We start from the raw sequence: 13,205 nt of genomic DNA, 5'->3' as shown, positions 1-13,205 counted from the left end.
CGGTTTCACGATGCGCGCAGTTCCCTGGTGAACAGTCCTTGAGGACGAACCGACAGAATCACCACCAGAAGCACGAAGGCGATGATGTCCTTGTAGTCGGTCGAAATGTAGAAGGCGCCGAAGCTCTCCGCCATGCCGATGATCAATCCGCCGACGATCGCACCCGGCACGCTGCCCATGCCGCCGAGAATGATGATCACGAAGGCCTTCAGGATCACCAGTTGGCCCATGGCCGGATAGACGAGGTTGATCGGCGCGTACAGCGTGGCCGCCACGGCAGCGAGGAGGCCGGAGATGCCGAAAGTCAGCATCGTCACCTTGTTGGCGTCGATGCCCATCAGCGAGGCGCCTTCGCGGTCCTGCGCCATCGCGATGATGCTCGAGCCGATTACCGTGTATTTGAGGAAGAGTTGCAGCAGCACCACCAATGCGAACGCGGCGCCGATGATCAGCAGGCGCTGCACGGGCGCGGTCACACCGCCCAGATCGACGATCCCCGCGTAGGGCGTCGCCATACGATGAAATTCCGCGCCCCAGATCGCCTGCGCACCGGCTTCGAGAAACAGCAGGAGGCCGATCGCGGCGATCATGGGATGCAATTCGGAAGATTTGCGCAGCGGATGAAACACCAGCCGCTCGGCGAGGATCGCGAGTAGCGCGACCGCGAGGCCGGAGCCGATCATCGCGAGCCAGTAGTTCCAGCCGAGCCGGCTCATCAGGTAGAACGAGACGAACGCGCCGACCATGTAGAACGCGCCGTGAGCGAAATTCGGCACGGCGAGAATGCCGTAGACCAGTGTGAGTCCGAGTGCGACGAGGCTGTAGATGCCGCCCAGCGTCAAGCCGTTGAGAAGCTGCTGCAAAAACATGTCCACGCTTTGACATCCTCCAACGGAGGCGCGCTGTGCAATCGTTACCCTTGCTGCCGGGAACGCATCGCCGCACGCCTGACTACGGACGGGACAACAGCCGCTTTCTCGAATCCGGCGACCGTTATCGACGGTTGTCGACGCTTAAAACACGCGCGCATCGGCGCAAACTGGAAATGGTGATGTGTGGCGGCGTTAGAGAAATTTGGCACGGGCGTTCGCTTTGCGTCAATAAGTTTTTCCATTTGATTGTTCTGCATTGCAGATTATTAGGGAAGTCACTTAGATAGCGCGCATCAAGTCGCCCATTCGCATGATCCGGCGCGCCGCTTGCACGGTACGCCGGTATCTCGCGTTCTGAGGCGGTTAGAACATGTGCCGCATGCCGATGTTCACGCCGGCCGTTGTGCCGGTTACTTCGTTCAGTGCATTGTTGACGGACAGTCCGGTGTGCATGGCACCGTGGTTAGTCACGAAGCCGGCTTGCCCATACACCACGGTGGCCTTCGAGAGGGAATAGTCGATCCCGGTGGACGCCAGTATCGAGTTGTTCGACGAGTTGTTCCCGTCGCGCGTGACCCACACGCCCGCGTCGACATTCAGCGCCGGTGTGATGCGATAGCTGGCGCCGCCTGAATAGACGCGATCGTTGAACGAGCCGGCCACCTTGTACTGCACGTAGGAAGCCTTCACGGTCAGGTTATTGAACACGTAGCTGGCGCCGAGCGCACGGCCGTTGAATTCGACCACGCTCGGAATCGCGATCGATGCAGCGCTGCCGCCGGCGTTGCCGCTATAGAGCGCGGCATCGACGGTCAGCGTGCCCAGGTGGTAGCGCAGGCTCGCCGAGTACTGGCGGCCCGCCTGAAAGTCCCCGGCCGTGCCACCCAGCGCCATCATTGCGCTGGCTTGCAAACCAGCGATTTCCGGCGACGTGTACGAAATGCCGTTCGGGTTGAACAGCCCGGTCACAAAGACGTTGTTGAGATAGGTGACGAGACCGCTGCCGAAGTACGACATTTCGCGCGGATCGAAGTCGTACACCGCGAGGAAGAAGGGCGAGAACTGCAAACCGGCCTTGACCGTACCGTAGCGGCTGTCCAGGCCGACCCACGCCTGCCGCCCGAACGCGTTGCCGTTCGAATTGCTGAACGCGCCGTTGGCGATGCTGATACCGCTTTCGAGTTCGAAGATCGCACGCATGCTGCCGCCAAGATCTTCCGCGCCACGCAAGCCGAAGCGCGAACCGGAGAGGCCGCTGTCGGTGAACGAGTATTGACGGCCGGCGTTCTGACCGGTGGTCGCGTTAAGCGTTTTGTTGGTGTAGAGGATCGAGCCGTCGACGATACCGTACAGCGTGACACTGCTTTGCGCATGGGCGCTCTGGGCCGTGCCCAGGGCGCATGCGCCCACTAATCCAAGAATGGCTCCAATTCGATTGCGATGACTTGCCGGCATGCTTCGTGTCTCCTTGTTTATTGGAATCAATTGAACTGGCGAAGTAATGCTTGTGCTGCAAGATTCTGGCGATCTGTTGCGCGATACGATTTCAACAGGCGATAAAGAGCCCTCGCGATCTGATAAGGGATGCGAAATTTTGGATCTGCTGGTAGGCGTCTCGAGTCCGGTTGCCGGCTGGCTTGTCTCCTGGGTGCGGGGCGGCTCGGCGCTGCTAAGAGCTCATTGATCGCATGCTTGCGCACAGGATGCAGGCGCAATTTGGCACGACCGTTCGTTCTGTGTCAACGGGGGAAATCGCTCGTTTGGACTGCAATGCAGGCCAAAATAGGGAAAACACCTGGCGCTGAAGGTGCGCTTGAAGTGTGCCGTAAGGCTATGTAATACAAGGGGATTGCCGGAATTATCCGGTTTGAATTACGAGAGAGGCGGCTGATTTGCTAGTTCTGCATTGCAGAACTAGCAAGGAAGTGACTCAGCGCGCGCCGAACGTCTCTATCAGCATGTCGACGAATGCCTTGACCCGCGCCGTCATCTGCAACTGTTGCGGGTACACCGCATAAATATCGGCATCGGGCGTGCGGTATTCCGGCAATACGTGGATCAGACGGCCATCGGCGAGGTACTCCGCGATGTCCCATTCCGCCCGCATCAGAATGCCGTGACCGTCGAGCGCCCACTTCACCGCGATCTCGCCGTCATTGGTGGTGAGGTTGCCGCGCACTCGCACGGTCTCGGTCTTTTCGGCCGCGCCGCGTCCGCTGGTCAAACGCCATAACCCGTAGCCATCGTCGCCTTGACGAATGCCGATGCAGTTGTGTTGCGATAACTCCGCCGGACTGCGTGGTGCGCGTCGTTTGGTGAAATACGTTGGCGATGCGCACAGCAGCCGACGGTTGGACGCGACCCTGCGCGCAATCACGCGCGCATCCGGTGGTTCGCCGAAACGCACGCACACGTCGAAGGCGTCGTCGCTAATCGGTGGCGGGTCAACGGAGAGTTGCAACTGCACGTCCACCTCGGGAAAGCGCCGCACAAATCGGGAAATGAGCGGCGCCACGTGACTGCGGCCGAAACCGAGCGTCGCGTTCACGCGCAGCAGGCCTTTCGGGGCCGCTTGCGAGCCGCCAAGTAACTGGGCCAGATCGTCCATTTCGCTCAGGATGCGCCGTGCGCGGGTGAGATAAAGCTCGCCCTCCGGCGTAAGGCTCATCCGCCGGGTTGTGCGATTCACGAGCGACACGCCCGCGCGCGATTCCATCTGCGCCAGATGCTTACTCACGGCCGCCGTGCTCAAGCCGAGTTCGCGTGCAGTCGCGGTCAGGCTGCCGCTTGCAGCGAGCGTGGAGAAGAAGGCGAGATCTTCCGGTTGTATCGACGAAGTCATGTTGAGTGGGCCAACGAGCGGGCCGTCGAGCAGCCCATTATTAACTTCAGGTTAAGGATGCTTTGAGTCTAGCAGCGTTTTCGCGTGCGGTTGTCGTTCTAGGATGCAGCCATACGTTCAACACCAAGGAGACGCCCGTGAAAACCTATCGCATCGCAACCATTCCCGGCGACGGCATCGGCAAGGAAGTCGTGCCCGCGGGCCAACAGGTTCTCGAAGCCATCGCTGCGCGAAGCGACGCCTTCCAGTTCGAGTTCGAGAATTTCGACTGGGGCGGCGATTTCTACCGCCAGCACGGCGTGATGATGCCGGCCGATGGGCTGGATGCCATCCGCAACAAGGATGCGATTCTGTTCGGCTCGGCAGGCGACCCGCATATTCCCGATCACGTGACGCTTTGGGGTTTGCGCCTGAAGATCTGTCAGGGCTTCGATCAGTATGCGAACGTGCGTCCCACCCGCATCCTGCCAGGCATCGACGCGCCGTTGAAGCGTTGTGGGCCGAAGGATCTCGACTGGGTCATCGTTCGCGAGAACTCGGAGGGTGAGTATTCCGGCGTAGGCGGACGTGCACACCAGGGCCATCCGATCGAAGTCGCCACCGATGTTTCGATGATGACCCGCGCGGGCGTCGAACGCATTCTTCGATTCGCGTTCCGCCTCGCCCAGTCGCGGCCGCGCAAGCTGCTGACGGTGATCACCAAGAGCAATGCGCAACGCCACGCGATGGTGATGTGGGACGAGATTGCCCTGGAAGTCTCAAAGGAATTTCCTGACGTCAAATGGGACAAGGAACTCGTCGACGCTGCCACCGCGCGCATGGTCAACCGTCCCGCCACGCTCGACACGATAGTCGCCACGAATCTTCACGCGGACATTCTCAGCGATCTGGCAGCGGCACTGGCCGGCAGCCTCGGCATCGCACCGACCGCGAATCTCGACCCCGAGCGCCGCTATCCCTCCATGTTCGAGCCGATTCACGGTTCCGCTTTCGACATCATGGGTAAGGGTCTCGCCAATCCGGTCGGCACGTTCTGGTCGGTTGTGATGATGCTTGAGCATCTTGGCGAGATGGCCGCTGCCCAGCAATTGATGAGCGCGATCGAACGCATCACGGCCGACCCGGCGTTGCACACGGGCGACCTCGGCGGAACGGCCACGACCGTGCAGGTGACCGATGCCGTTTGCGCGATCCTCGCCGCGAAACCAGCGACGGAGTTCAAGGCCGCCTGAGCACGCAAGACGTAGTACGCGATACACAACGCCCGCATTAGACAAAAACAAAACGCCCGGACGACTACGTCACGGGCGATTCAAAGACTGGAGACTGGCATGGCCAATGAATTGCAAGCCCGTGTGGTTCGCAAGCTGACGTGGCGCATTTTGCCCTTCGTCATGCTGCTTTATTTTGTGAGCTTTCTCGATCGCGTGAACGTCGGCTTTGCCGCGCTCACGATGAACAAGGACCTCGGCCTCTCGCCGACCATGTTCGGGCTCGGCGGCGGCATCTTCTTTCTGGGGTATTTTCTGTTCGAAGTGCCCTCGAACCTCATTCTGAACAAGGTCGGTGCACGCATCTGGATTGCACGCGTTATGGTGACGTGGGGGCTGGTGTCGGCGGCCTCCGCGTTTGTCGTCGGGCCGAATTCGTTCTATACGCTGCGCTTTTTGCTCGGTGTGGCCGAAGCCGGTTTCTTCCCCGGCATCATTCTTTATCTCAGCCAGTGGTTTCCTGCACGGCAGCGCGCAGTCGCGGCGGCCGCGTTCATGGCGGCCGCGCCTTTGTCGACCGCAATCGGATCGCCCATTTCAGGCGCCATCATGCAGATGCCGGCCCTGTTCGGCTTGAAAGACTGGCAATGGCTCTTCCTCATCGAAGCAATTCCAGCCGTCGTACTCGGGTTCGTGGTTCTGAAAGCGCTCACCGATTCGCCGGAAAAGGCGAAGTGGCTTGCCGCCGATGAGAAAGCGTGGCTCGTCGCAACGCTGCGCGAAGAACGCGCGGGACGAGAATCGCAGGCAGGCCACGCTGCGGGTGCACTCGCAGCGCTGCGCGACCCGCGGGTGTGGATCATGTCGATGATCTACTTCGGCACCTCCGCGGGACTTTATACGCTCGGGCTGTGGGCGCCGTTGATCATTCGTCAGTTCGGCTTTAGCGCACTAGGTACCGGTGCGTTGAACGCGATTCCCAGCGTGCTGGCTGTGATCGGCATGGTGATGTGGGCGCGCCATTCGGATCGCACTGGCGAGCGCACGTGGCATGTGGTGATTCCGTGCGTCGCTGCCGGCATTGGGCTCGCATGGGCAGGCTTTGCGGATACCGTCCTTGGGGTGGTGCTCGCACTGATCCTCGTGAACGTGGGCATCAGTGCGGCCAAGGCGCCGCTGTGGGCCATGCCGAGTACCTTTCTCTCTGGCGCCGGTGCGGCGGCCGGTATCGCCATGATCAACTCGATCGGCAACCTCGGCGGCTTCGTCGGTCCGTTTGCGATCGGCTGGCTGAAGAGTGTGACGGGGGGATATGCGGCCGGACTTTATGTCGTAGCGGCAAGTCTTGCGGTATCAGCCATGCTCGCGTTGGCTGTCGGCCGGCGAGGATATCGGGCGGCGCCTGCGCCGCAATGATCTCGCCAGGTTTCTGATTGGCTTCCTGATTGACGATGTGCCTCGCTCCCGCGCCAGTTGTTGTCCAATGACCCGGTGCGAATAATGATTAGCGCGGAAGGGCAAGGCATCATCGCGCGTATTCAATGCTTGAACAGTCGCGAGTCCTTACCCGCGAAATGCATCGTCGAAGACTGCGAAAAGCTTGTTGCGGGTGCGCCGTAACCTGAGCTGTCACCATAGCCCGACATCTTGTGCGAGGGCTGCTGATATTGCGTACCTGCCTGATTGTTCTGTGTGTCGTGCATCGAGACGGTCGGTGCGGGTGTCGTATCGTTCATCGGTGCGTTCATCTGCTGCGCAAACGACAGGGTAGGGATGGCGACGATCGAAGCAATGAGCATGACGTGTTTGAGTGCTTTCATGAAGGCTCTCCAATAGTGTGATGGTGCCACGTCGACCATTCCGGTCGACGCGTACCCACAGAATAAGAAGCTTTCCTTAATTTCTCCTTAGGGGCGCTCAAACAACTTTCTTCCGCATTTTCAATCCCCATCCCAACCATGGCGTTCACGCCATTCACGTTCGTGCTCCTCATGCTCATGGTGGCGCCACCGCCGTTCGCGCCACTCCTGCCGCTCATGCCATTCACGGGCACGCCAGTCGTCGCCGTAGCCGTAGCCATATTCCACCACCGGCGGGGGCGCATAAACGACCGGCGGAGGCGCAATGTAGGCCGGCTGGGCAGGCACGAAAACCGGCCCGGGAATGCCGATGCCGATGCCCACATCGACGTGCGCGGAAGCGGCTGTGGAAGCCATTAATATCGCGCCGCCGAGAATCACTGATAATAGGTTCTTGCGCATGTTTTTCTTTTCGCCCGATGATGGCGGGCGATGACAGTGAAGATGGTGCGCAGTTTAGGCAGGGCCGCGGTTTGCAGGTGCAAGAGGGATGCGAGATTGGTAACACGGAGTAACGGCGCGCAGCCTTAAGGTTGCCCTAATCTTGCGATCTGGTATTTTTCGCGGACAGACCGTCTGCTGCAGGTGGTTCGCGCCCGTCATGGGGCCTCGATCATTGATCATGGCGTCCAGCTCGCGGACGCGCAACGACGCCCGCTGAGGAGCGGTGAGCTTGCTGCGTTGCGGCAAAATGCGCCTGCCACGTCCTCCGCACAGACTTTTTTCCCTCCAGGCGGCCCTCACTTGCTCTGGCGCGACACGGACGGCCACCCACTCCAACACCCCGCAAACCCTTTACCAGAAGGGCTTCGCCCGCCACCAGCCAGCGCCCGCGCACTGGCGGTGTCGCATTTCCACATGTGCTTGTCGCAAATAGTCGGCTAGGCGTACTTTTTTCTGGCAACTATGTATGCACAGCGCGGACGGACGTCCGCCACGCGAGGAGAGCATTCAATGAATTCCCCCAAGGTCGTGGTCGAAGGGTTGTGCAAGGTGTTCGGCACCAACCCGAAACAGGCGATCGGCATGCTGGCAGGCGGCGCAACCAAAGAGGAAGTGTTTGCGCGCACCGGCCAGATAGTCGGTGTCCACAACGTTTCGTTCGAAGTCAAGGAAGGCGAGATCTTCGTGCTGATGGGCCTCTCGGGCTCCGGCAAGTCGACGCTGATTCGCCTGATCAACCGTCTCGTCGAGCCGACGGCCGGCAAGGTGCTGATCGACGGCCGCGATGTGGCCAGCGTGCCGCGCGCGGAATTGACGGCGCTGCGCCGCAAGGACATGAGCATGGTGTTCCAGTCCTTCGCGCTGATGCCGCAACGCACGGTGCTGTCCAACGCCGCGTTCGGGCTGGAAGTGGCGGGCATCGGCAAGAAGGAGCGCGAGAAGCGCGCCATGACCGTGCTCGAGCAGGTCGGCCTCGCGCCGTTCGCGCAAAAGCTGCCGGCGCAACTGTCCGGCGGCATGCAGCAACGTGTGGGTCTCGCGCGGGCGCTGGCGGTCAACCCGTCGCTGATGATCATGGACGAGGCGTTCTCCGCGCTCGATCCGCTCAAACGCAAGGAAATGCAGAACGTGCTGCTCGATCTGCAACGCGAGCAGCAGCGCACCATCCTGTTCGTCTCGCACGATCTGGAAGAGGCGATGCGCATCGGCACCCGGATCGCGATCATGGAAGGCGGCAAGGTCGTCCAGGTCGGCACGCCCCAGCAAATCATCACCAATCCCGCCGATGACTACGTGCGTGCGTTCTTCGAAGGCATCGACACCAGCCGCTATCTCACGGCCGGCGACCTGATGCAGACGGACGCCGTGCCGCTCATGCAGCATTCGCCGCAGATCGACGCCTCGAGCGTGGCCGCGACGCTCAACGGCAGCGCCGAATACGCGTTCGTACTCGACAGCGAGCGCAAGTTCCGCGGCTTCGTGTGCCGCGATGCGATGGGCAGCGCGTCGCCGCAGCTCAATCACATCGAGTGCATCCGCCGCACCACGCCGCTGGACGACGTCGTCGAGCGCGTGGTGGCGAGCCGTGCGCCGCTGCCGGTCGTCGAAGCGGACGGCTCCTACTGCGGTTCGGTCAACAAGACGAACGTGCTGAACGTTCTCACGCGCCATCGAGGTTCCCATGTCTGAAGTCATTCCACTTGGCGCCTGGGTCGATCACGGCGTTCACTACCTGCTCGACCACGACGCTAAAACCTTCGACTCGATCGGCAAGGTCATCGAGAGTTTTGCCGCGCTGATCGAGCACGGCCTGCAAGCGGTACCGATGTGGGCGCTGATGGCGTTTTTCGTCGGTGTCGGTTTGTGGCGGGTGGGCTGGCGTTTCGCGCTGTTCACCTTGCTGGCGATGCTGCTGATCTACGGCACCGGCTTCTGGGATCAGATGGTGATCACGCTCGGTCTCACGCTGTCGTCGACCTTGATCAGTCTGCTGCTCGGCGTGCCGCTCGGCATCTGGACCGCGAAGAGCCGCACCGTCGAAATGATGGTGCGTCCCGTGCTCGATCTGATGCAGACCATGCCCGCGTTCGTCTACCTGATTCCGGCGGCGATGCTGTTCGGTCTCGGCCGCGTGCCGGGGATTCTTTCCACGGTGATCTTCGCGATGCCGCCTGCGGTGCGTCTCACGTCGCTCGGCATCAAGCATGTGAATCGCGAGATCGTCGAAGCAGGGCAGGCGTTCGGCTGCACGCCCTTGCAATTGCTCTACAAGGTGCAGTTTCCGAATGCGCTGCCGTCGATCATGACCGGCGTGAACCAGACCATCATGATGGCGCTCTCGATGGTGATCATCGCCTCGATGGTCGGCGCGGGCGGTCTCGGCAACGACGTGCTGGCGAGTATTCAACGGCTCGATATCGGCCTGGGTTTTGAAAGCGGCCTCTCGGTGGTGATGCTGGCGATCATTCTCGACCGCATCACGGAAAGCTTCGGCCGCTCGCCGGGTACGGCGCGGGCGCCTCTGTTGTCGGGCTTGCGCAGCGTCATGAAGGTGCGCCGGGCGCCGGCGGCCCAGCACGGCTGAGCCGCCTATGAAGCGCGACGCGATCTCTCCAGTTGTTGAGGCCCCATCCGATTCGCCGCTGTCCGGGCTCGCGCACTTCGGCTTTCTGACGCTGCCGAACTTTTCGATGATCGCGTTCACGAGCGCGGTCGAGGTGCTGCGCATGGCCAACTACGTGGGCCGCGCGCAGCACTACACATGGTCGGTGATTACACCGGACGGCGAGCCGGCGCGAGCGAGTAACGGCATCACCGTGAAGCCGACCACGACGCTGGCCGAAGCGGGCATGCCCGATGTGCTGATCGTCTGCGCCGGCTGGCATGTGCGCGACTACGTGGACGAGACGATCATCGCGTTGCTGCAAGATGTTGCGTCGAAGGGTATTCCGCTTGGCGGCATTTGTACGGGACCGTATGCGCTGCTGGCCGCGAATCTGCTCGACGGTTATCGCTGTACCGTGCATTGGGAAGACATGTCGCCGTTGCACAAGAGTTACCCGCACGTACGTTTTGCCGACGAACTGTTCGTGATCGACCGTGACCGGATGACCTGCACCGGCGGCACCGCGCCACTCGATCTGATGCTGAACCTGGTCGGCATGCGCCTCGGCCATGCAGTCGCGGCGCAAGTGTCCGAACAGTTCATCGTCGAGCGGATTCGTGGCTCGACGGATTATCAGCATATTCCCGTCGATGCACGGGTCGGTTTCTCGCGAGCTGAATTAATCGAAGTCGTGCGCTTGATGGAAGCGAATATCGAAGAGCCGTTGTCGCTCGACGAGCTCGCGCGGCTCGTGCATCTGTCGCAACGTCATTTGCAGCGCATGTTCAAGATGTTTCTGAGCGTATCGCCGACGCATTATTACCTGACCTTGCGTTTGCGTCGTGCGCGTGAACTGCTGCGCAATACTGATGCATCGATTGCGCGGGTAACGGCAGTATGCGGCTTTCATTCGCCGTGTCATTTCAGCAAGGCCTATCGCGCGCAGTTCGGTCACGCGCCGAGTGTGGAGCGACGCTTGTCGGCGTAGACGAGTCTGCATAAGTAAGTTGACGTCAATGAAGTCGACGCAAGAAGTCGCACTTTGAAAATCCGATTCGATTATTAAAACCAGTAAAGCATCAATCACCCAAAGGGAACGCCATGAAACGTTTGTGGGCTGCGTCGTTGTGCGCGCTGTCGGTGTCATCTGTCCTTGCCGCGGAACCTGCCACCTGCCGGGACGTCCGGTTCGCCGACGTTGGCTGGACCGATATCGCGGCGACGACCGGTCTCGCTTCGACCGTGCTTGAAGGGCTCGGCTATAAGCCGACCAAAACGATCGCTTCGGTGCCGATCACCTTTGCGGGTGTGAAGAGCAAGCAGATCGACGTGTTCCTCGGCTACTGGTCGCCGACCATGGACCCGATGATCGATCCGTTCAAGAAGGCCGGCCAGCTTACCGTGCTGCCGACGCCGAACCTGACTGGAGCGAAATACACGCTGGCCGTGCCGGATTACGCGTATCAGGCGGGCATCAAAACCTTCACCGACATTGCGAAGAACTACGACAAGCTCGACGGCAAAATCTATGGCATCGAGCCGGGTAACGACGGCAATGCGCTGATCAAGAAGATGATCGACAGCAACCAGTACGGTCTTGGCAAGTTCAAGCTGGTGGAGTCGAGCGAGGCAGGCATGCTGGTCGAAGTGAATCGCGCAGTTCGCGCCAGGAAGCCGATCGTGTTCCTCGGTTGGGAACCGCATCCGATGAACGTGCAGATGAAGATCGATTATCTGTCCGGCGGTGACGACGTGTTCGGCCCGAACTACGGCGAAGCCAGAGTGCTGACGGTCACGCCGAGCGATTACTCGACGCGTTGCCCGAACGTCGCGAAGCTCGTGTCGAACCTGCAGTTCACGACGGATATCGAAAACCACGTGATGCTGCCGATCATGAACAAGACGGATCCGAACAAAGCGGCGAAGGACTGGCTGAAGGCGAATCCGGCTGTGCTCGACAAGTGGCTTGCCGGTGTGAAGACGTTTGATGGGAAGGATGGGTTGCCGGCGGTGAAAGCTTATGTTGCTGGGAAATGAAGGTTGAAGGGTTGAGAGTTTGGGTTTAGCTTTCGCGCCGCTCCGGCGGCGCGAAAGCGGGAGCGCTAAACCCTAACGGCAAACAGCGCGCTCAGATCGCCTGAGCCCGCCCCGGAAAGGTTTCGTCATAGCCTGAACCGTCATCGACTTCAGCCGCCGTACCGCGTTGCTCGCGGTACATCATCGGCGGCAAACCGAACTGCTTGCGGAATTCGCGGCCCAGATGCGAGGCATCGGAAAAGCCGCAACTCGACGCGATATCCGCTACCGTTTTATCCGAACTCGTCAACAGCCAGGCGGCAGTGCGCAAACGCACCTGCTTCGCGTAGGCCTGAGGCGCCTTACCGGTTTGCGCCTTGAAGAGCCTTTCGAGCTGCCGCGGCGACAGATCGAGTTTGCGCGCCAGTTCATCGAGCGATAGCGATCGCCCCACATGCTGTTCCATCAGCAGAATCGCGCGCTTCACCTTCGGATGCGCGGCAGGTGCCAACCCAGGTGGATGCGGCTGTGGTGCGTTGCCTTTCTGCATATCGTCCACCAGCAGAATCCGCAGCGCCTTCTGCACCGTGGCCGTTTCGAAGTGGCGCAGCAGAATCGCGGCCGCCACGTCGATCGACGCCCGCCCACCGGAACACGTAATGCGTCGGCGGTCGATCACAAATAGCCGATCCGCCACCAACGCCTCCTCGTTGACCGCCGGAAAGCGCTCGATAAAATCCCAGTAGTGAAACCAGCTCACGCAGATGCGGTGGCCTTCCAGCACGCCCGCGCGCATCAGCGAGAACACGCCGGTGCACATGCCGACGAGCGTCGCATCGGTAGCGGCGGCGCGACGGATGAAGGCTAGCGTCGCGTCGTTCGCGGCCGGCCCTGAATGCAGCAGGCCGCCCACCACAACGACGTAATCGAAGGGCTCGGCGTTGTCGAATGTTTCCCACGGCGTGATCTGGATCCCGCAACTGGCACGCACCGGAGCGAGGGTTTCCCCTATCACGCTCCACGAACAGCGCACGGGCTTGCTGAAGTCGCCTTCGTCCGCGGACAGGCGCAACAGGTCGACGAAACCCGAGAACGCCGTCAGCGTGAAGTTCGGCAGCAGGATGATGCCGAAGCGGATGCGTTGCTTCGAGGTGCCGTCGATCGATTGAAGGGGAAGCGGTTCAGCGGAATTCATGCATGCAGCCAGCAAGGGAAAGGGGTTGAAACAAGCATAGCACCGGGGACAGGGAGGCTTAAGCGGCTCATGTCGCAAATGCGTCAGAAGTCATCGCAAATCCGCCGCAGCGCTTGGCCGGCGGCCCGCTTGACGCCACTATCCCACTGTCATGCCGTTTT

General features: G+C 60.9%; 12 protein-coding genes. 6 read left to right on the top strand and 6 right to left on the bottom strand.

The features are described from left to right. Positions 1-5: 5 nt before the first annotated feature. From M0D66_RS23740 to M0D66_RS23730, 3 genes are all read right to left on the bottom strand, one after another. Positions 6-875, bottom strand: a complete 870-nt coding sequence (locus M0D66_RS23740) for a branched-chain amino acid ABC transporter permease (protein WP_211706344.1) — start codon at positions 873-875, stop codon at positions 6-8. A gap of 360 nt (positions 876-1,235) precedes the next feature. Beyond that, positions 1,236-2,327 (bottom strand): porin, encoded by a 1,092-nt coding sequence (locus M0D66_RS23735; protein WP_211706345.1) that lies wholly within the window; start codon positions 2,325-2,327, stop codon positions 1,236-1,238. A gap of 475 nt (positions 2,328-2,802) precedes the next feature. After that, complete coding sequence (locus M0D66_RS23730; RefSeq protein ID WP_093644483.1) at positions 2,803-3,714, bottom strand: LysR family transcriptional regulator; 912 nt, start codon at positions 3,712-3,714, stop codon at positions 2,803-2,805. 137 nt (positions 3,715-3,851) lie between these two features. Here M0D66_RS23730 and M0D66_RS23725 point away from each other — a divergent pair, with 137 nt between their 5' ends. Continuing rightward, positions 3,852-4,946 (top strand): tartrate dehydrogenase, encoded by a 1,095-nt coding sequence (locus M0D66_RS23725; protein ID WP_200620516.1) that lies wholly within the window; start codon positions 3,852-3,854, stop codon positions 4,944-4,946. A gap of 99 nt (positions 4,947-5,045) precedes the next feature. After that, positions 5,046-6,341, top strand: coding sequence for an MFS transporter (locus M0D66_RS23720; RefSeq protein ID WP_093644479.1), 1,296 nt, complete (start codon positions 5,046-5,048; stop codon positions 6,339-6,341). A gap of 122 nt (positions 6,342-6,463) precedes the next feature. Here M0D66_RS23720 and M0D66_RS23715 read toward each other — a convergent pair whose 3' ends face one another. Together M0D66_RS23715 and M0D66_RS23710 are read right to left on the bottom strand one after the other, a co-directional pair. After that, positions 6,464-6,745, bottom strand: coding sequence for a hypothetical protein (locus tag M0D66_RS23715; protein ID WP_211706346.1), 282 nt, complete (start codon positions 6,743-6,745; stop codon positions 6,464-6,466). Positions 6,746-6,865: 120 nt separating this feature from the next. Next, on the bottom strand, positions 6,866-7,186 hold the full coding sequence (locus M0D66_RS23710; RefSeq protein ID WP_093644475.1) for a hypothetical protein: 321 nt from the start codon (positions 7,184-7,186) through the stop codon (positions 6,866-6,868). 552 nt (positions 7,187-7,738) lie between these two features. Here M0D66_RS23710 and M0D66_RS23705 point away from each other — a divergent pair. The 4 genes from M0D66_RS23705 (at position 7,739) to M0D66_RS23690 (ending at position 11,870) form a co-directional block, all read left to right on the top strand. Next, positions 7,739-8,917 (top strand): glycine betaine/L-proline ABC transporter ATP-binding protein, encoded by a 1,179-nt coding sequence (locus tag M0D66_RS23705; RefSeq protein WP_093644473.1) that lies wholly within the window; start codon positions 7,739-7,741, stop codon positions 8,915-8,917. Next, on the top strand, positions 8,910-9,812 hold the full coding sequence (gene choW / locus M0D66_RS23700) for a choline ABC transporter permease subunit (protein WP_093644471.1): 903 nt from the start codon (positions 8,910-8,912) through the stop codon (positions 9,810-9,812). The genes M0D66_RS23705 and choW overlap by 8 nt, the downstream gene beginning before the upstream one ends. Positions 9,813-9,819: 7 nt before the next feature. After that, the gene (locus M0D66_RS23695) at positions 9,820-10,821 is read left to right on the top strand and encodes a GlxA family transcriptional regulator (protein WP_054038684.1); all 1,002 of its coding nucleotides are present in this window, start codon (positions 9,820-9,822) and stop codon (positions 10,819-10,821) included. 113 nt (positions 10,822-10,934) lie between these two features. Then, a complete protein-coding gene (locus M0D66_RS23690; protein WP_093644467.1) occupies positions 10,935-11,870 on the top strand; it encodes a choline ABC transporter substrate-binding protein in 936 nt (311 codons plus the stop codon). 91 nt (positions 11,871-11,961) lie between these two features. Here the strand turns inward: M0D66_RS23690 and M0D66_RS23685 are convergent, their stop codons facing one another. After that, on the bottom strand, positions 11,962-13,044 hold the full coding sequence (locus M0D66_RS23685; protein ID WP_093644465.1) for a GlxA family transcriptional regulator: 1,083 nt from the start codon (positions 13,042-13,044) through the stop codon (positions 11,962-11,964). Positions 13,045-13,205 lie beyond the last annotated feature (161 nt).

This window comes from Paraburkholderia sp. SECH2 (assembly GCF_030464795.1).
In the GTDB taxonomy this organism is placed as follows: domain Bacteria; phylum Pseudomonadota; class Gammaproteobacteria; order Burkholderiales; family Burkholderiaceae; genus Paraburkholderia; species Paraburkholderia aspalathi.
Note: the sequence above shows the minus strand (reverse complement) of the source record. Positions and strands in the feature narration are given on the sequence as shown.